Here is an 18,490-nt window from a genome sequence, read left to right as displayed (position 1 = left end):
TAGGAGAGATTGAGGAGAATATATGAAAGAAAAATATCAAGTAATTGTAGTTGGTGGAGGGACGAGTGGTTTAATGGCTGCGATACATGCAGCAAAGCAAGGTGCGAGTGTACTCGTTTTAGAAAAAAATCCTAAATTGGGTCGTAAACTATTGTTATCAGGCGGCGGACGGTGTAATGTCACTAATCGGACAACTCGTGAGCGGTTAATTGCACATATTCCTGGAAATGGTAAATTTTTATATAGTGCTCTCAATCAATTCGATCAAGAAGATATTGTTGCATTTTTTCAAGAAAATGGGGTTGCATTAAAAGAAGAAGACCATGGGCGAATGTTTCCAGTAACGGACAGTGCACGAACTATTTTAGAGACTTTATTAAAGGTATGTGCTGAAAATGGTGTTGAAATTGTGACGAATGAACCGGTAGATAAACTATTTTTTGACCGAGAAAATCAGAAAGTGTTAGGTGTACTTACGCAATCAGGCAAAAAAATAGAAGCCAATGGAATTATTCTAGCAGTTGGTGGACGTGCTTATCCACGTACTGGAGCAACTGGTGACGGTTATGCGTGGGCAAAATCAGCTGGTCATACGATTGAGCGATTGTATCCGACTGAATCGCCTTTATTATCAGATGATAAATGGATAATGGATAAGTCATTGCGTGGTGTGTCATTACGTGATGTTGGAGTAAGTGTATTAGATAGCAACAATAAAGTTATTTCGTATCATCAAATGGATATGATTTTTACGCATTTCGGTTATTCAGGGCCAGCAATATTACGTTGTTCTGGTCATGTGAATCAATGGCTGCATCAAGAGCAACAAGCTATGGCTCGTCTGCAAATTGATTTAGTACCAGCATTATCACGACAAGAATTAGAGGCACATGCAGAGTCGCAACGTGATAAGCAAATTATCACGATATTAAAACAATGGATGCCTGAACGAATGGCTCAAGTAGTGATTCAACGAGCTAGCTTAGAAGACGCAATGGCTTATAAACAATTGGTACACGCACAAGTTGATGTGCTATGGCAATTGGTCAAAGGATTTTCTATCACGAGTACTGGTTCACAGCCGATTGAAAAAGGATTTGTGACAGGTGGGGGTGTGTCTACAAAAGAAGTTAATCCAGCGACAATGGAGTCTAAACGTATGAGTGGCTTGTATTTTTGTGGTGAGTTATTGGATATTAATGGCTATACAGGTGGCTATAATATTACGGCAGCTTTTGTCACAGGTGCTGTTGCTGGTCAGCACTGTGCGTGGGGAAGTTTTGGGTGAAATTACTAGTTCAAAATCTTATCAACTATCGAACAAGACTTAAAACAGTTAATCATCGAGATTTATGGTATAGATGAATCATTCTTCCAATTATATAATGAGCTTGATGCTCAATTGCCTGAATTACTAAAATAAATAAACTATCCCACTAAAAATTTCAAATTTGGTGGGATAGTTTTATTGGTTTTACAACACTATAATAATTTCTTCTGACTCCGAACCGCAAACTGCTGCCAGTCAATCCCACGTGCTTGTGCCCAGTGAGCTAGTTCTGGTGGCAGAACTAAATCAGTTTGATGTAGGTCTTTAATCGTGCGTGCACCGAGTAGTAGCATCATCTGTTGAATGGCTTCTGTCCACTCATTTACTTGAATAATTGATTTTTCAACGCCATTCGTATGTACCATATGCAAGAATCGACCAGACAGCCCAACTGCCTGTGCACCGAGTGCTAGTGCTTTGATAATATCTGAAAAATCATTAATACCACCACTTGCTAAAATCGTCGTTTTGTCCATGTAGGGACTAGCTTCAAGTAATGCTTCAGGTGTTGTTTGCCCCCAATTGATGAGCGATTGGAAATCTAAATGGTCACGACGATGATTTTCAATGGCGATGAAGTTCGTGCCACCACGTCCACTGATATCAATAGTAGTGACACCTACATTAATTAATTGTTGAATGGTTTCTTGGCTCATTCCAAAGCCTACTTCTTTAACAATAATAGGGACGTCTAATGATTTAACAATCGCTTCAATGTTTGGTAGCCATGATTTAAAATTACGGTCACCCTCTGGCATGACAATTTCTTGTGGAACATTTAAATGGATTTGTAAGGCATTGGCTTGTAGTAAATCAACTGCACGTTTGGCATTTTCAACGGAGTGGTGTGCACCGAGATTTGCCATAACAAAGCCATTAGGATTTTCTTTACGAATGATTGTAAAGGAATCTGCAACCGAAGAATCGCTTAATGCACCACTGACAGAACCAGATGCCATTGCAAGACCTGTATGATGAGCTAGTTGTGCTAATTGTTGGTTATAGTGCTTGGTTTTTTCAGATCCGCCTGTCATGCCATTAATATAAAAGGGCAGTGTATGTTGATGATTCGCCCATTCAGTACTGATTGAAATATCTTCAATAGCAAGTGGTGCAAATGAGTGATGTACAAAACGAATAGACTCAAATTGAGAGTGGGTATGCTGTTGTTGCTGGGTTAATGCTTGCTCTACATGGTCATCTTTACGTTGTTGTGAGTAAGTGGGTAGTTGTGATTTTAACATAGTATCCTCGCTTTCTACGAAGTTTGATTGGGTGCGACTGAAAGCGTCAAGGGCACGATTTTATGTTGTTGCCATTGATGAATTAATGCTTGTATGTCAGTCGCTTTGTGACCGATTGCGATACCACAGTCGCCACCACCAGCACCTGATGTTTTAGCTGCAAAATAATGTGCGTTCGCAATCGTAATCAATTGAGTTAATTCAGATGTTTCAATGCCGAGCTGCCATTGTGCAGAAATTCGGTTTAGCAATTGTTTTAGTAATTGAAGTGTTATATTAATTGTAGCAAAATCCCCTTGGATTAAGGCTGATGCTAGTGTTTCTACTAATGCTCGACTTTCTTTTATAAAATAGCGATAGTCATCACTTTGTGCCTGCCGAGCTTGGTCAAAATATTGCACATGATGCTCTGTGCTGGCAGGGGATTGCGTCCAACCAATCATCAATTGAATATCTGAATGAATCGCAAGAGAGTTGATTTCGAGCATTGGCCATGTTTGTTGAATAAGAGATGTATAAGAGATAGTGTGTTTCATTTCTTCAAATAGCCATTTACGGTCAAAGGAACGATACAAGACCCAACCGCCAAAAACGCAGGCGGCAATATCGCCGAAACTGCCTTTTTGCGACACCTTGAGTGAGGCGAGTGTAGCCAGTTTATAGAGTTCAAGTGGTGTAAAGGGACAGTGATGATGCGTTAAAATTGCTTTAATTGTCGCAATGGTGACGGCCCCGCTGGAGCCCAGTCCGTATTTTGCTCCCTCATTTGAAATCAATTCACTGTCAAAATGTAAATCATAAGACTTAATCGCAATACCTAATTCAGTTAAATAAGTTTCTGCCATTTTGACGGCTTGATAAACATATTGCCACTGTTTCGGAATCAACTGATTTTGATGTTGATAATAAAAAGAATTATTTGGATATAAGGACGAAGTCCACCGACTTTGATGAAAGTCTGCATTTTCATTAAGACAACAAGACAAGTATGCGTCAACAGCAACAATAATGGCTGGTTCACCGGATTCCAAGACGGCATACTCGCCTGCAATATATAATTTGCCAGGAACACGAACAGTCGTTTGTTTCATCATTATCACTCCACATCTAAAGGAAGTGCGTAAGGTGCAGGACCAGGTAAAGCCGTAATTAATTGCTCGGCTGCAAAATGTGATAGTAATTGACCACGTAAAGCGTCTAGTTGGCTAGCTGGACAAAGCACTTTAACATTTGGACCAGCATCCATTGTGATATAACATTGGAATCCTAAATCTTCACGCATTGATTGAATCACTTGAATGGCTCTTAATGATTCAGGTTCCCAATAAGTAAAACTTGGATTGGCAGCTAGTGTGGTTGCGTGCATTTTCATTGCATTGTGCTCAGCGATTTGTCCGACTTTTTCAAAGTTTTTCGCTTGAATTGCTTGTTTTATTTCTTGTAAATCATGTTCTACTTCTTGTGGCCATAGTGCGTAAAAAGGTGAAGTTTCCATTGTTTGTTCCATGCCGATTCTGCTACTAATTTTCTTTGCTTGACGATTGATGACGATGACGAGCATCGCAATGTCCCAGTCTGCTGCATCAATAGGTTCAGCATAACTCGATTCCGACACATCGCCGTCACCCTTATGCCACTCAACAAAACCACCGAATAAACTACGACTAGCACTACCTGAACCTTGACGTGCAATAATTGATAAGGCTTTTGCATCTAGTTCTAGTCCGAATGCTTGATTGCAAGCACAAGCGAGTGCTGCATAGGCAGATGCAGAAGATGCAAGTCCTGCTGCGGTCGGAACATGATTCCAGCTTTCGACCTGGACAGCAGCTGAATTTCCACTCAAAGCACGAAAACGCTCAACGAATTTTGTCACATTTTTTGTTGCTGCCTCAGACTGAAGTTGTCCGTCTAAGTAAAAGGTATCTACTAATTCTTCGGGCTTTAATGTGACTTTGGTATCGGTATAAAAGGCATCAAGTGTGAGTGATAAACTGCTAGTTACTGGTAAAAATAATTCTGCATTGCGTTTTCCCCAATATTTAATGAGGGCAATATTGGTATGGGCACGAAATTTTCCTTGACTCATTATGAATTCCTCCTATTCAGGCTCCACCGAGCAGAAATGACGTCCACTTCAGAAGTCCCTTTTGTGTGCCACTCACACGCCAGTGACTTCTTCCAGTGGTTCATTTCAGAACGCTCGTTGTCGCACCATGTTTATTCAGGCTCGCATGGATTGTCATGACGTCCACTTCGTAAAACTCTTGAAGTGCGTAGGCACTTCTACGACCTTTACTCCAGTGGTTCAGGCCAAAGCATCCACGCTCGCACCATGTTTTGATTGTGAAAAAAGTGTAACACGTCTCCATTGATTGAGTTGGTCAAAAAAGGGGAAGTGTTACACTCTAAATAAACGATAAATATGACGCAAACGTCGTATTAATTATTAGCACCTGTTTCTAAGTTTAAGTGCCATGTTTGAACAGCACCGGCATCACGCATTGCTTTGGCGATACGTTTAGCAGCTGATTTTGTTTCAGCCAAGGCGATTAAACAGCCGCCACGACCACCACCGGTTAATTTTGCACCTAAAGCACCTGCCATCCACGCTGCATTTACAATTTTATCCAAGTGTGAGTTGGATACACCTAGTTGGTTTAAGTAGTAGTGATTATAGGTCATTAATTTTCCTAACTCAATCGCATTACCTTGAGCAATTTTATCATAGGCTTGTTGGACAAAGTTACCGATTGCTTGCATCGCTTGGTCGACGAAATGTGGTTTGTGTTTACGCAATAGGGCAACATGTTGTACGGCTGATTTTGTTTGTCCAGCTTGACCACTATCAGCGACCACGAGATAGGCAGATAGCGATAAGTCAAAAGCATGTGGGGCACGACTTTTTCGGTAGATGACAGGAGCATAAGTGCTAGTCATCAAGGTGTCGAGGCCACTGGTTGATTGATGTGCAATCACTTCGGCTTGATTGACAATAAAATGTAATTGGTAATCGCTCAATGTTAAATTGTATAAATCAGCAATAGCACGTACTACTGCGACTGTTACAGCTGCTGATGACCCCATACCACGTTCTTGTGGGATTTCACTGGTAATGGTAATGTTTAATGCTGGATTACCAAGTTGAAAAGTATCCAAAGTCAATTGAATTGCCGTTTGGATATTATCTAAATGTTGGGGTGCTTGGTTGAGTGGCCCTGTATAATAGTGACAAGTTAAATAATTTTCTTGGTTTGGATTCAGGGTCACCGTTGCTTGAACGGCAATGGCAGGAAATGGTAGGGCAATCGCAGGGTAATCATAGACTACTGCGTGCTCGCCCATTAAAATAATTTTACTATGTGCATGGCCAGTACCTACGTTTTTGGATGTTAGTGCTGACTTTTTTAATGTATCGATTGCATGCGAGTCGATTTTCTCGATAGACACGTGCAAACCTCCCTAATTTTGTTATATCAATAAACGACACAGGTTATGTCGATAAATTATGCTTAATTTAAGCTATAATTAGCAAAGATTCTAATTAATTCCATACTATTTTACCGAAACCATGCTATGAAAGCAATAGTTGAAAAATACAACAAGTGACTTCTTCAACTATGTTGTGTAAAGTTTCAAAAAACTTACATAAGATAACGAATATTTGATTGCTTTTGTGGTAAAATGATTGTATCAAATTCACACTGAAAAGGAAAAGAAAACAGTTATGAAGATGCCACTTTTTAAACGATTTTCACGGACTGAATGGCAAGCATTACGTCAATCAGGACAATCCGTTACAAAATTAGATCAGCTTTCAAAACTTGTCTCATTAAATGATCGTCTTTCTGCCAATGATGTGCAAGAAGTTTATGGACCTTTAGTTGATTATATTGATATGGTGTATCAAAACAAGCAATTATTCTCAGCTGCAAAACAATCATTTTTATTAGGAAACACCGAAAAGAAAATGCCTACTTTTGTGATTGGTATTTGTGGGAGTGTCGCAGTTGGAAAAAGTACGACAGCTCGAGTATTGCATCAATTATTAGAAAAATTCTATCCAGAAAAACAGATTGCGTATATGACGACAGACGGTTTTTTATATCCGAATGAAGAATTGGAACGTCGTAATTTAATGCGTCGTAAAGGATTTCCTGAGAGTTATGACATGAATCGTTTGCTCGAATTTATGAAACAAGTGAAAATAGGTGATGCTGCGATTCAATATCCGATTTATTCACATTCGATTTATGATATTGTACCCAATCAATTTGAAACATTGCATCGGCCAGATATTCTCATTGTCGAGGGAATTAATGTGTTGCAGTTACCACAAAACCAAGAAATTTATGTGAGTGATTTTTTTGATTTATCAATTTACGTTGACGCTGAACAGTCGCTCATTCGTCAATGGTATATCGAACGTTTTGATATGCACATGGATTTGGCGAAACACGATTCAAGCAATTATTATCATGAAATGAGTCAATGGCCACGCAATCAAGCACATCAATATGCCCGTAAAATATGGCGTGAAATCAACTTGGTCAACTTAGTGGAGCATATTTTACCGACACGTGACCGAGCTGATGTGATTATGCATAAGACGAACAATCATTTTGTTGATGCAATTTATGTTCGGAAGTATTAAAATAGAGTGGAAAGTTGCTTGCACTTGTTGTGCTAATAAATTGCTCAATGGAGTATCCGTTACAGCAAGAGTGTAGCAAACTACAAAAATGAGATTACTGGAGGTATGTTTTGTGACGCAAACAATGACACAAATGGAAAAAATTGTTGTTTTGGATTTTGGAAGTCAATATAATCAGTTAATTACACGCCGTTTACGTGAAATAGGTGTTTTTAGTGAACTTTTACCGAATGATACGACTGCTGAACAAATTAAAGCAGAGGGAAATGTTATCGGTGTTGTCTTTTCAGGTGGCCCACATAGTGTATATGCAGAAGATGCGTTCACAGTTGACCCTGCTATTTTTGAGCTAGGGATTCCAGTTTTGGGTGTCTGCTATGGTATGCAGTTAACGACCCATTTATTTGGTGGGACGGTGGAATCAGCACCTACTCGTGAATACGGTACGGCTGAAATTGACGTACATCAAGTCAATCATGGTTTGTTTAAAGGTTTAGCTGAAAAAGAAAATGTGCTGATGAGTCATGGGGACCGTATTACAAAAATTCCAGAGGGATTTGTGGTGACAGCGAGTAATTCGCATACACCGTTCGCAGCTTTTGAACATACTGAACGTCAAATTTATGGTGTTCAATTTCACCCAGAAGTAAGACATACGGTGCATGGCTACGATATGTTGCGTAATTTTGCTTTTGATATTTGTGGGGCAAAAGGCGATTGGTCAATGGAAAACTTTATCGAAATTGAAATTGCAAAAATTCGTGAAAAAGTCGGAAATCGTAAAGTATTATTAGGATTATCAGGTGGAGTAGATTCCTCAGTTGTTGGGGTATTATTACAAAAAGCGATTGGTGACCAGTTAACGAGTATTTTTGTCGACCATGGTTTGTTGCGAAAAGGTGAAAGTGACCAAGTTATGGAGGCCTTAGGTGGTAAATTTGGTTTAAATATTATTCGTGTTGATGCGAAAGAGCGTTTCTTGTCGAAATTGAGTGGTGTTAGCGACCCTGAGCAAAAACGTAAAATTATTGGTAATGAGTTCGTGTATGTTTTCGATGATGAAGCAGCTAAATTAGAGGGTGTAGACTTTTTAGCACAAGGAACTTTATATACGGACATTATCGAGTCGGGTACTAAGACGGCTCAGACGATTAAATCGCATCATAATGTCGGTGGTTTACCAGAAGATATGCAATTTGAATTAATCGAACCATTGAATACATTATTTAAAGATGAAGTTCGTGCCTTAGGAACGGCTTTAGGTATGCCAGATAGCATCGTTTGGCGTCAACCATTCCCAGGTCCAGGATTAGGAATTCGTGTCATCGGTGAAATTACTGAAGAAAAACTTGAAATTGTTCGTGAATCAGATGCTATTTTACGAGAAGAGATTGCAAATGCCGGTTTAGAACGTGATGTATGGCAATATTTTACTGTGCTACCAGGATTTAGAAGTGTCGGTGTTATGGGAGATGGTAGAACTTATGATTATACTATCGGTATCCGTGCTGTTACTTCAATTGACGGTATGACTAGCGATTTCGCTCGAATTCCTTGGGATGTTTTACAGAAAATCAGTGCCCGTATCGTAAACGAAGTCGCTCATGTAAACCGAGTGGTGTATGATATTACAAGCAAGCCGCCAGCTACGATAGAGTGGGAATAAAAGATAAGGTTAACTTAGGCTAAGAAACCTTGATTCAACAGCATTTTAACAGCCGCATAAAGTATTAAAATGAGATAGATCCCTTTGAACTGTCTCCAAATTGTCTCTAAAAGATTATACTTGATTTCAAATCTTAAAACTAAAAAGCAGAGAATAAAGTTCTCTGCTTTTTAGTTACTATAAATTATTCGACAAGTAAAGCTGAATATGGTACAACAAGGGTATACTTTATACGATAATAGACGGCTTGGAAGAGTCTCGTCTACTGCCGTTGAAAAGGTTCTTGGTTGTAAGTTACATGACTAGAATGACTATCTATAATCTAATGGCTATTCAAATTATGCCATGACATATGAGCAATTTATGAAAACAACCTACTTACCATTTTATCAATCAGAAGTAAATGAGCAGACCTACTCCACACGCCATTCAGCAATCCATTTAGTTATAAAAAGGTTTGGTAGAAAGAAACTAAAGGATATTTCGGTTTTGGATGTACAAAATTTCAGAACATGGCTTTTATCAAAAATATATATGCCTACTAATGATTCTGACATATTAAGGAAAGCGAAAGAGTTTTTTTTGGTGAAGAAAATATTATAGATATTTCTTCCATTGATTAGGAGGATGACAAGTTATGCCAAATTTAAAAGCAAAAGAACATAAAAAATTTGAAGATATAAAATATGTTCGGAAAGACGGAAGTGAGTATTGGAGTGCAAGAGAACTTGCTGCTGTACTGGATTATTCCCAATGGCGAAACTTTCAAAAGGTCATTGATAGAGCAATGATTGCCTGTGAGAATAGTGGACATGAAATAGAATACGATTTTGCTGAGGTCAGCAAAATCGTGGAAGCTGGTGCTACAAGCAAGTCTATAAAAGATTATGAACTTACGAGATATGCTTGCTATTTGATTGTGCAAAACGGCGACCCGAGAAAAGAAGTGATTGCACTTGGACAAACCTATTTTGCCATACAAACATATCGTCAAGAAATAACTGACCATTTTAATCAGCTTGATGAAGATAGAAGAAGACTTGTTGTTCGTGGAGATATTAAACAGTGGAATCAACTTTTGGTAGAAACAGCACATGATGCAGGAGTTATAACAAATGAAGAATTTGCTATATTTCAGAATGCAGGCTATATGGGTTTGTACGGTGGGTTAGATGTAGAAGATATACATGACAGAAAAGGCTTAACCGCAAGACAAAAAATTTTGGATTATATGGGAAGCACCGAATTGATTGCTAATTTATTTAGAATTTCACAGACCGAAGAAAAGTTAAGGAAGGACAAAATTGAAGGTGTAGAAGCTGCAACAAAGGTTCATTATTCAGTAGGAAAAGAAGTGAGAAGTGCTATTGAAAAAATTGGAGGTACTATGCCGGAAGATTTGCCTGTTCCGGAGAAAAGTATTCAACAGATAGAAAAAGAGCAGATGAAGCGTCTAAAGGATAAAGCTAAAAAAGGCAAATTGATGTTGGATGAATAATGTGTGCTAATAATAGAAAGATATTCGTACTGTAGTATCATCATTGATACTGCTTTGATACTAAAAATCTCAAAAACCATAAAATAGATATAAAAATGACCAATTTTAGAAACTTAATAGATACTGATAGTATATAAAAGAAACAAATATGATACGTTAATTATTGAGTGGGAGTAGTTAAAAACAGGCGTTAAAGCCTTATAAATAGCTGTTTTGTGAGTGGCGTGCTTGCAAAATGCTTGCAAAGTTTAGAAATGGATCACCTGAAGAGTAATTCTTTAGGTGATTTTTTTAGAACAACAACTTCTCCAGGGGATTGGGGCTACTACAACTTCTGTTGGGGACACAAATTCCTCACCAGAAGTTGTAGAACTATAGATTATTCAAAATATCCTCCTATACTGATATATATCGAACGTTCGTATTTTCAGCAGGAGGTTATTTTATGTATACTTTTGAAGATAATAAATTATTGATTGCTCATTTATTAAATTTGCCCTTTCAAGAAATCGATACGATTACCACCATTGATTCATCCTCTATTTCTTGTGTGTTAAAAAATACTCATTCAGCTTGTCCCTTTTGTCATTCTACTCATGTTTATAGTAAAGGTTTCTATAAAAAATCTTTTACCATTCCTTACCAACACTCTAATATTAAAAATATCATTCTTAATATTAAACGTTTTAAATGCCAAGAATGTCTCCATTCTTTCTCTAACAGTACGGGATTACCCCCCAGAAATTTCATTACATCTTACCCTACAATTGAGGCGATTATGACTAGTCTAAAAAAAGAAAATCAGACGTTTAAATCAATCGCTGATAACTTTCATGTGTCTGAAACAACCGTTAAACGGTATTTTGACAAATATTATCATCCACCTAAATTTCAATTTCCTTCCGTTCTTTGCTTAGATGAAATCTATGTTCCATCGTTAACTATTCGTTCTAATTACCTAACTGTCATGTATGATTTTGAAAATAAAAAATTAATCGATGTCCTTCCTTCTAGAACAAAAGAAGACCTACACCGTTTTTTGACCTTTCTCTGCTAAAGACAAAGAAAAAGTTCAATACATCTGCATGGATATGTATCATTCTGATTCTATTGAGTATTATCTGCTAAAAAAATTGGAAATATCTACTTTTTAATCGTAAAAGTGATTTTCATAATCTCCCTCAATACAATCGTAAATTAAAACGGTATATTAATAAAGCACAGTTGTTTGAATTACTATTACAAATTGATCCCATTTTAGAAAAAGCATATAGCTTAGTGGATCAATATATCCTCTTCAATTCTCACATCGATTTTCCTCATAGAAAACTCGCTGAGATTGATGCTTTTATTAGCGATTTCTACAATTCTGGCATCCCTGAAATGGTGCAATTTGGAAAATTATTAAGCAGGTGGAAGATAGAAATTTGTAATTCTTTTACGGTGATTAATGGTGTTAGGTTATCCAATGCTTTTGCCGAATCGTCTAATGGCAGATTAAAAATTTAGTTCGCAATGCCAAAGGGATGCATTCCTTCCAACGTTGTCGTAACCGTATGATATATGTCATTAATCAAGACGATTGGACTCTAAGAGACTAAACACTCATTATTCCGAACGTTCGATTAAAAGAATCAGACTGAATTTCGTATTATGTCTACGAATTTCAGTCTGATTTCATTGCTTAATTCCCCACTAGAAGTTGTGGTGCCTAAAAATGCTACAGGGAGTTTCCCATAGCATTATTTATTACAGTAAATTGTTTTCTTTCAAGTATTCAATTCTCTTTTTTAGAATCTTTTCACGACTAAGAGCTTCAAATCATTTTTGTGTAAGTGTAGAGTAATTAAGTAGTTAGTTTTTTGAATAGAAAAGTTTTATTTGTCTTAAGTCATATATAAATTCATCATACCTATTATATTCGCAAAATATATCTTTTACAATAGGTACGAAAGAAAATATGAGTGAAAAAATTAATAAAATTAAGATTATTGTTAATACCGCCATATTAAGCATCTGTGTTTCTGTAGCTGTCTCACTAATTTTCTTGGCAATAAATACGACGATAGGAATAATGATTGCCCCCAATGTTTTGAAAGGTTTTTTAAATTGTGATAATAAATCACATTGTATCTGTGCATATTTTGCTTCCGTAATTAACATATCAAGAGAATCTAAATTTTTGATGTCAATATTATACTTTTTTAAAACTTCAATTGTCATATTCATTCGCTTTTCAGAATAGGGAATATAATGGTTTTCAAGCATGACACGAAGATTATCTTTTTTAGAGTCAATTATAGCGAAAATGATAAGTGAAATTAAACTTAATCCCATTGGGATAAATGAAAATATATTTTGTATAAATATAAGCAAAATGCCACTGATAATAATTCCGGTAAGAAAGATGACAAGAAAAACTTTTCGGTATAGCGGTAGCTTAGTAAAAGGGATAGTACTCTTGGTGTCCTTTAAACCTATTTTATAACTGATAAATAAATCGCAAAATCTCATATGTATACCTCACTTTTGTATATATTACAGTATTCTATTAAAGCTATAACAAATTATTTTCTTTCAAGTATTCAATTCTCTTTTTCAGAATCTCATCTCTTGACAGTTCTTCAAATTCTTTCTGTGTTAGCGGTAGAGAATAATACTCTATAGATTTATTTTTCATAGAATCAAACTGCTCTTTTGTAATGGAGTAGGATTCCAAGTCAAACAGGTTATCAGACAACTCTTTTAGGATATTGCATACATCAGCATTAAAAGCGTGTTCTTTATCATTACCATAGAACACAAGCTTAACATTCCATTTATTTTCATCGGTTTCAATGTCATTATTGGGGAATTTATCTTCCACAATTATTTCAAATCCGATTTCTTTTTTCATTGCCAGTTCATACATAAATAATACAAAATCTCTCATGCTTGAAAGACCTAAAGTATAGTCACTTCTTCCGGCAAGCCAATCTAAAGATACTTTGCATTTATCGGCAATATCTATCAGCACATCTATTGTAGGATTATTTTTATCATTTTCGTAAGCAGACATTGACGGTTGAGGTATTCCTAAAAATTCTGCAAACTCCTTTTGTGTTTTTTTATTTATAGAACGAAGATATTTCAATCGTTCCGATACAGTTTTATTATTCATATTACAATCTCCTATATTTATTATATCTTATTATATCAAATCGTATACTAAAAATAAAGAGAAAAACTGATAAAAATTAGAAACAACTATTTAATTATATTATATAAATCGGTATACTAATATATATCGCAAGTTCAAATAAACGAGAGAGGAGGAAAAATATGAGAAAAATGTATGTTGATGCTGAAGAAGTCAGCAAAGATTGGGGAGTTTCAAAACCTAAGGCATACAAAATGATAAAAGAATTAAATGAGAGAATGTTAAAAGGCAATCCAAATCTGATAGTGATTGCAGGCAAGGTTAATCGAAAATTTTATGAAGAAAACTGTTATGGACAATCGAAAGAAGTGTAGGAGGTGGTGCTGTGTCAGCAAGCAAGTATAAAGAAAGAGGTACCTGGAAAATTTATTTGAGGTATGTTGATTGGCAAGGAGTAAAACAAATCCATATAAAACGTGGATTCGCTACAAAGAGAGAGGCATTGGAATATGAAAGGGAGTTTTTATCGAGTAAGTCAAGAGATTTGAATATGTTATTTGAATCCTTTGTTGAAATCTATTTGAGTGATTTAAAGCCGAGGATTAAATACAACACTTATTTGACAAAGGTTCATATTATAGAAACGAAAATAATACCATACTTTGCTAAAAAATCTATAGCTGAAATAACAGCTCCGGATATTTTACAATGGCAAAATGAATTGCTTAAAAAGTCAGATGGTGAGGGGAAACAATATTCTCAAACTTACTTAAGAACAATTCAGAATCAACTAAATGCAATTCTTAATCATGCCAATAAGTATTATGGCTTAACAAGTAATCCTGCTCATAAAACTACTAAGATGGGAAAATCAAAGGCACAGGAAATGTTATTTTGGACTAAAGAGGAATATGAAAAATTCGCTGAAAGTGTTAAGAGCAAACCTGCCTCATACTATGCTTTTGAGATACTTTATTGGTGCGGTATTAGAGAAGGTGAATTGCTTGCACTTACAAAAGACGATTTTGATATTGAGAAGAAAACTCTAACTATTAGTAAATCATTTCAAAGGTTAAAAGGAAAAGATTACATTACATCTCCAAAGACAGAAAAAAGCAATAGAGTAATTCAATTACCACAATTTCTATGTGATGAAATGGCAGACTTCTTTGGAATGTTTTATCATCTGGATTCAAAGGCGAGACTATTTAATTTTACAAAATCATATTTACATCATGAAATGGATAGAGCTTGTAAGTTATCAGGAGTAAAACGAATTAGAGTTCATGATTTAAGACATTCTCATGTTGCTTATTTGATAGAGCAAGTTTTTTCTCCTGTGGTAATTGCAGAAAGATTAGGTCATGAAAGTATCTCGATAACCTTAAACTATGCACATTTATATCCGTCAAAGCAGTTGGAAATCATTGAAATGATAGAGAAAGAAAGGAATTAAATTTATTAAGATGAGTAAGATATTTAAAAGAGAAAGTCTACAAACAAAAGGTAGAAAACTGAAAGTCGATAAAAATAGAAAAAGAAATATTATAGTGAATTTCAGAATGTCTCCGGAAGAAAAAAGTTTATTGGAAGAGAAAATAGCATTATCAGGATTAAACAAACAGGATTATATGATTCAAATGAGCATAAATCATAAAGTTGAGGTATCTGGAAATATAAGAGTGTTTGATGAACTGAAAACGAAACTGAAGATGCTTGAAGAATATTTTAAAAATGTTAATTTGGACTGCGATATTGAAGAAAATAAACTCGAACTTCTGGCATATATTTTGGAAATGTTTGAAACGGTGAATAGAAATAAAAATGACTCTACCTACGGCAATAGATAGAGCCAAGAAGCAGCCTGATAAGATTGCAACTCTTGAAAATATTTTATCAGGTTGTATTTTTATTATCAACAAAAATATGGAGGTAGCAATGGTAAACAAAGAAAAATATATTAACAATATTCCGCAGGAGTTAAAAGAATGTAAACAGTGGTTATGGTTCAAGATTTACCATAACGAAGATAAAAACAGAAATATAAAAATGGTTAAGATTCCAATCAGTCCAATTACTTGTGAATCAAAAGAGTGGAATAAAGAAGAAAACTGGGCAAGTTTTGAAACTGCCTTAGATGGACTAGAAAGAAGTGGTTGTGACGGACTATCTTTTGTACTAACCGAAGATGATCCATTTATCTGCATTGATTTGGACAAGGTTAAGGACAGGTTTAAGGATGTGCAAGACATAATAAGTGATTTTGGAGAAACATATGAAGAAATTTCTGTATCAGGAAATGGAGTTCATATCTTTGCTAAGGGCAAAATCCACAAAAACATCAATAATCAAATTGATCATTTTGAAATGTATAAATCAAATAAATGCATTGCTATGACAGGCGATGTTATAGGAATTTGCACAGAAATACAGAATGAACAGTATAAGCTAAATCTTTATTATGAAAAGTATGCTCTTAAAGAAACGATTAGAGAACGAATATCCTACTATAAAAATTTAGATAGCGATGTTCCTGGTATAGAGGACATTTTAAAGGTAATTTATATGACAAATCGCAAAGGCAGAGAGCTTTTTAGAGGGGAATATTCCACAGGTGATGCAAGTAAAGATGATTTTCAATTACTTCTTATTCTAAATAGCTTTACACATGGAAATGTAGATTGAATGCTTGAGATATTCTTAAAATCGGCACTAAATCGAATGGGTGTGATATGAGTAAGAGAAGAACTGAGGGTGCGTATATTAAATACTTAAATCAAAGTATTCAAAAGGCACAGGAAGTCGGTGGAATGAATTATTGGGATTATAACTATCAAAGAAAAACAAGGGAGGCAGTTCGTTGAAAGCATATACGATAGATACTGAGTTTGATGCCTCTGATAAGTATATAGTGGATAACGTCATTGCAAGAAAAAGTATTACTTTGATAGTAGCTTCTCCTAAAAAAGGAAAGACTGCATTGGGATTAAATCTTGGTATATGTATCAACGAAGGAATTGATTTTCTTGAAAATAAAGTTAGAAAAACAAAGGTTGTTTACTATTGTAACGAACTTTCTGGAAGGCTAATTCAAGAAAGAATTAGAAGACTAGGCATACCTTGTTCAAGCAGCATGAAATTCTACGAGGGAACAAGTTATGTAGACTTTGATGAATTTGAAAGAATCGTTAAAGCAGATAGGGATTTGGGTTATGAAGTATTTATTGTAGATACCTTTTCTAAGATAAAATATGACAGAAAATATAATGCCAATGATTACAATGACACCTATGAGGTTATGGCAAAGTATTATTAGCTTATAGAAAAATATGGTTGCACTTTTATTATGATGTACCACACAAAAAAGGATTCATCTATCAAAAGTGTGAGTGAAAAAGTTATAGGTTCACAGGCATTATCCGGTTCAGTAGATACAATTATAGCTATAAATAAAGCATCTGAATTTGATACGGAATTTAACTTAGATGTTACAAGTAGACTCTTTGAGTCAAAGGTATATCAAGTTAAGATTCATCCGTCAAAGAAGATATTAGAGCTTGATAAGATTGATCCGATAGAAATGCTTGAACCATCAATTCAAAGATTGGTACAGGTTATGCCGAGATTAAAAGAAATTGAAGGAACAATCGTAGATATTTGTTCCAGAATCAATTTAGAAATTGAAAGTCCTCAGCAGTTTGGAAAGACATTAAATCGTAATAAAGATATTCTTAGGAAAAATGGAATAAGCATTTACATGAAGCGAGGGAAAAACAATAATAATTATCAAGTTAAATATAATTCAGAGGATGTAATTTATTAAAATTCTGTTCAGACCGTTCGTACCGTTTGATGTTTCGTGTGTAAGGGAATGTCGTGCGGTATGAACGGTGCAAAGGGTAAAAGTAGAATTTACATCCATTTTTTTCTGTGTAAGTTAAAGACTAATTTATAAAAAGTATGAATTATAGGTAGATAGCAAGCATATACTTTTTGACCACACTCAAAAAGTAGGCTTGAAATTTGATAACTCAAATTTGAAATATTTAGGGAGAACCCTAAGACCCCGAAAAAGAAAGGAGAGATGAAAAATGTCAAAGACAGTTAATCGTAAAAACAACTGTACTGTTCATTTTATGGTGAACGAAGAAGAGCTGAAAGAATTCAATCGAAGATTTGCATTAACAAATTTTAAGAATAAACGAGAATTTTATAGAGATGCTATCTTTAAAAAAAGATTATCAGCATTGATATATCAGGAGCTTTTAGAAAAGAATTAAGAGAATTATCTTCTCTTGTAAGTAGAAATTCAGCAAACTTAAATCAAATAACAAAGCATATAAACAGTACAGGAGTAATTTACAAAAAAGATATTGAATTAATCCATTCTGGATTAGAACTGGAGTTGTCATTTCTTGCGGAATTTAGAGAAAAAGTTTCCGATTATATCATCAACAAGGTAATAGGCTGATGGCAGTTACAAAGATACATCCCATTAAAACAACACTAAAAAAAGCCATAGACTATATTTGCAATGGCGATAAAACAGATAATGAAATCTATGTTACAACGCATCTTTGCAGCAGAGAAAATACTCATAAGGAATTTGAACTTACCAAGAAACAGTTTAAGTCGAGGACAAAGACTTTAGCCCATCATTTAATCCAATCCTTTGTTCCGGAAGAAGTGAGCTTTGAAGAAGCACATCAAGTGGGAATCGAATTTTGCGAAAAGATTTTAGGCGGGAAATATGAATATGTTTTAGCAACACATATCGACAAAGACCATATTCATAATCATATCAGTTGTGCGTCCATAAGGTACGAAGTAAATCTATTTTAGCAAAATGGTAGAATAGTAGTTTTAATATCTAAGGTCAATAACTAACTTAGAGGAGAAATCCAAAGAGGACAATAGCACGTTATTAAAGTCATAAGTTGGATAGATATCATTCCACAG

19 protein-coding genes and 3 pseudogenes are annotated in these 18,490 nt (G+C 35.4%); 16 read left to right on the top strand and 6 right to left on the bottom strand.

Going from position 1 to position 18,490, the window contains the following annotated elements; genetic code table 11:
* Window positions 1-22 precede the first annotated feature (22 nt).
* The gene (locus tag JDW14_07030; GenBank protein QQD65070.1) at window positions 23-1,288 is read left to right on the top strand and encodes an NAD(P)/FAD-dependent oxidoreductase; all 1,266 of its coding nucleotides are present in this window, start codon (window positions 23-25) and stop codon (window positions 1,286-1,288) included.
* 194 nt (window positions 1,289-1,482) lie between these two features.
* Here the strand turns inward: JDW14_07030 and JDW14_07025 are convergent, their stop codons facing one another.
* From JDW14_07025 to mvk, 4 genes are all read right to left on the bottom strand, one after another.
* Window positions 1,483-2,574: a type 2 isopentenyl-diphosphate Delta-isomerase gene (locus JDW14_07025; protein QQD65069.1), complete on the bottom strand. Its 1,092-nt coding sequence runs from the start codon at window positions 2,572-2,574 to the stop codon at window positions 1,483-1,485.
* Window positions 2,575-2,588: 14 nt separating this feature from the next.
* Window positions 2,589-3,668 carry a phosphomevalonate kinase gene (locus JDW14_07020; GenBank protein ID QQD65068.1) on the bottom strand — a complete coding sequence of 360 codons (1,080 nt, stop codon included), beginning with the start codon at window positions 3,666-3,668 and terminating at the stop codon, window positions 2,589-2,591.
* 2 nt (window positions 3,669-3,670) lie between these two features.
* The gene (gene mvaD, locus JDW14_07015) at window positions 3,671-4,663 is read right to left on the bottom strand and encodes a diphosphomevalonate decarboxylase (GenBank protein QQD65067.1); all 993 of its coding nucleotides are present in this window, start codon (window positions 4,661-4,663) and stop codon (window positions 3,671-3,673) included.
* 353 nt (window positions 4,664-5,016) lie between these two features.
* Entirely contained in the window at window positions 5,017-5,919 is a 903-nt protein-coding gene (gene mvk / locus JDW14_07010) for a mevalonate kinase (GenBank protein ID QQD66528.1), read from the bottom strand.
* A gap of 388 nt (window positions 5,920-6,307) precedes the next feature.
* Between mvk and JDW14_07005 the strand changes: the two genes are divergently transcribed.
* The 7 genes from JDW14_07005 to JDW14_06975 all read left to right on the top strand — a co-directional run bounded on the left by JDW14_07005 (window position 6,308) and on the right by JDW14_06975 (window position 11,901).
* The gene (locus JDW14_07005; GenBank protein QQD66527.1) at window positions 6,308-7,228 is read left to right on the top strand and encodes a type I pantothenate kinase; all 921 of its coding nucleotides are present in this window, start codon (window positions 6,308-6,310) and stop codon (window positions 7,226-7,228) included.
* A 124-nt stretch (window positions 7,229-7,352) separates the two neighbouring features.
* Window positions 7,353-8,894, top strand: coding sequence for a glutamine-hydrolyzing GMP synthase (guaA, locus tag JDW14_07000; GenBank protein QQD66526.1), 1,542 nt, complete (start codon window positions 7,353-7,355; stop codon window positions 8,892-8,894).
* 207 nt (window positions 8,895-9,101) lie between these two features.
* The gene (locus JDW14_06995; GenBank protein ID QQD65066.1) at window positions 9,102-9,200 is read left to right on the top strand and encodes a DUF3173 family protein; all 99 of its coding nucleotides are present in this window, start codon (window positions 9,102-9,104) and stop codon (window positions 9,198-9,200) included.
* 39 nt (window positions 9,201-9,239) lie between these two features.
* Entirely contained in the window at window positions 9,240-9,497 is a 258-nt protein-coding gene (locus JDW14_06990; protein QQD65065.1) for a hypothetical protein, read from the top strand.
* A 34-nt stretch (window positions 9,498-9,531) separates the two neighbouring features.
* On the top strand, window positions 9,532-10,392 hold the full coding sequence (gene dinD / locus JDW14_06985; GenBank protein ID QQD65064.1) for a DNA damage-inducible protein D: 861 nt from the start codon (window positions 9,532-9,534) through the stop codon (window positions 10,390-10,392).
* Window positions 10,393-10,837: 445 nt separating this feature from the next.
* Complete coding sequence (locus JDW14_06980; GenBank protein ID QQD65063.1) at window positions 10,838-11,449, top strand: transposase; 612 nt, start codon at window positions 10,838-10,840, stop codon at window positions 11,447-11,449.
* Between the two features lie 167 nt (window positions 11,450-11,616).
* Complete coding sequence (locus JDW14_06975; GenBank protein ID QQD65062.1) at window positions 11,617-11,901, top strand: transposase; 285 nt, start codon at window positions 11,617-11,619, stop codon at window positions 11,899-11,901.
* A 345-nt stretch (window positions 11,902-12,246) separates the two neighbouring features.
* On the opposite strand, the gene JDW14_06970 is transcribed toward JDW14_06975, so the two are convergent.
* The gene (locus JDW14_06970) at window positions 12,247-12,906 is read right to left on the bottom strand and encodes a hypothetical protein (GenBank protein ID QQD65061.1); all 660 of its coding nucleotides are present in this window, start codon (window positions 12,904-12,906) and stop codon (window positions 12,247-12,249) included.
* A 43-nt stretch (window positions 12,907-12,949) separates the two neighbouring features.
* On the bottom strand, window positions 12,950-13,552 hold the full coding sequence (locus tag JDW14_06965; protein ID QQD65060.1) for a helix-turn-helix transcriptional regulator: 603 nt from the start codon (window positions 13,550-13,552) through the stop codon (window positions 12,950-12,952).
* 161 nt (window positions 13,553-13,713) lie between these two features.
* Here JDW14_06965 and JDW14_06960 point away from each other — a divergent pair, with 161 nt between their 5' ends.
* From JDW14_06960 to JDW14_06925, 8 genes and pseudogenes are all read left to right on the top strand, one after another.
* Window positions 13,714-13,905: a hypothetical protein gene (locus tag JDW14_06960; GenBank protein QQD65059.1), complete on the top strand. Its 192-nt coding sequence runs from the start codon at window positions 13,714-13,716 to the stop codon at window positions 13,903-13,905.
* Window positions 13,906-13,916: 11 nt separating this feature from the next.
* Window positions 13,917-14,987 (top strand): site-specific integrase, encoded by a 1,071-nt coding sequence (locus JDW14_06955; GenBank protein ID QQD65058.1) that lies wholly within the window; start codon window positions 13,917-13,919, stop codon window positions 14,985-14,987.
* A 10-nt stretch (window positions 14,988-14,997) separates the two neighbouring features.
* Window positions 14,998-15,381 carry a hypothetical protein gene (locus tag JDW14_06950; GenBank protein ID QQD65057.1) on the top strand — a complete coding sequence of 128 codons (384 nt, stop codon included), beginning with the start codon at window positions 14,998-15,000 and terminating at the stop codon, window positions 15,379-15,381.
* Window positions 15,382-15,469: 88 nt separating this feature from the next.
* A pseudogene (locus tag JDW14_06945) lies at window positions 15,470-16,397 on the top strand (DNA primase).
* Entirely contained in the window at window positions 16,392-16,847 is a 456-nt protein-coding gene (locus tag JDW14_06940) for an AAA family ATPase (GenBank protein QQD66525.1), read from the top strand. The pseudogene JDW14_06945 and the gene JDW14_06940 overlap by 6 nt, the downstream one beginning before the upstream one ends.
* A 69-nt stretch (window positions 16,848-16,916) precedes the next feature.
* Entirely contained in the window at window positions 16,917-17,354 is a 438-nt protein-coding gene (locus JDW14_06935; GenBank protein QQD65056.1) for a hypothetical protein, read from the top strand.
* 268 nt (window positions 17,355-17,622) lie between these two features.
* A pseudogene (locus JDW14_06930) lies at window positions 17,623-18,002 on the top strand (mobilization protein).
* Window positions 18,002-18,334 (top strand): annotated as a pseudogene (locus JDW14_06925) (relaxase/mobilization nuclease domain-containing protein). Before JDW14_06930 ends, JDW14_06925 begins: the two co-directional pseudogenes overlap by 1 nt.
* Window positions 18,335-18,490: the final 156 nt, after the last annotated feature.

The organism is Aerococcaceae bacterium zg-252 (assembly GCA_016237705.1).
GTDB classification, from domain to species: Bacteria; Bacillota; Bacilli; order Lactobacillales; family Aerococcaceae; genus Globicatella; species Globicatella yangjingiae.
This window is presented reverse-complemented; position numbering and strand designations above follow the sequence as displayed.

What these genes read in the sequence shown, in the direction of transcription:
- JDW14_07030 (QQD65070.1), top strand. Translation starts at nt 23, where the DNA reads ATGAAAGAAAAATATCAAGTAATTGTAGTTGGTGGAGGGACGAGTGGT.
- JDW14_07025 (QQD65069.1), bottom strand. Translation starts at nt 2,574, where the DNA reads ATGTTAAAATCACAACTACCCACTTACTCACAACAACGTAAAGATGAC.
- JDW14_07020 (QQD65068.1), bottom strand. Translation starts at nt 3,668, where the DNA reads ATGATGAAACAAACGACTGTTCGTGTTCCTGGCAAATTATATATTGCA.
- mvaD (QQD65067.1), bottom strand. Translation starts at nt 4,663, where the DNA reads ATGAGTCAAGGAAAATTTCGTGCCCATACCAATATTGCCCTCATTAAA.
- mvk (QQD66528.1), bottom strand. Translation starts at nt 5,919, where the DNA reads ATGGGCGAGCACGCAGTAGTCTATGATTACCCTGCGATTGCCCTACCA.
- JDW14_07005 (QQD66527.1), top strand. Translation starts at nt 6,308, where the DNA reads ATGCCACTTTTTAAACGATTTTCACGGACTGAATGGCAAGCATTACGT.
- guaA (QQD66526.1), top strand. Translation starts at nt 7,353, where the DNA reads ATGACACAAATGGAAAAAATTGTTGTTTTGGATTTTGGAAGTCAATAT.
- JDW14_06995 (QQD65066.1), top strand. Translation starts at nt 9,102, where the DNA reads ATGGTACAACAAGGGTATACTTTATACGATAATAGACGGCTTGGAAGA.
- JDW14_06990 (QQD65065.1), top strand. Translation starts at nt 9,240, where the DNA reads ATGACATATGAGCAATTTATGAAAACAACCTACTTACCATTTTATCAA.
- dinD (QQD65064.1), top strand. Translation starts at nt 9,532, where the DNA reads ATGCCAAATTTAAAAGCAAAAGAACATAAAAAATTTGAAGATATAAAA.
- JDW14_06980 (QQD65063.1), top strand. Translation starts at nt 10,838, where the DNA reads ATGTATACTTTTGAAGATAATAAATTATTGATTGCTCATTTATTAAAT.
- JDW14_06970 (QQD65061.1), bottom strand. Translation starts at nt 12,906, where the DNA reads ATGAGATTTTGCGATTTATTTATCAGTTATAAAATAGGTTTAAAGGAC.
- JDW14_06965 (QQD65060.1), bottom strand. Translation starts at nt 13,552, where the DNA reads ATGAATAATAAAACTGTATCGGAACGATTGAAATATCTTCGTTCTATA.
- JDW14_06960 (QQD65059.1), top strand. Translation starts at nt 13,714, where the DNA reads ATGAGAAAAATGTATGTTGATGCTGAAGAAGTCAGCAAAGATTGGGGA.
- JDW14_06950 (QQD65057.1), top strand. Translation starts at nt 14,998, where the DNA reads ATGAGTAAGATATTTAAAAGAGAAAGTCTACAAACAAAAGGTAGAAAA.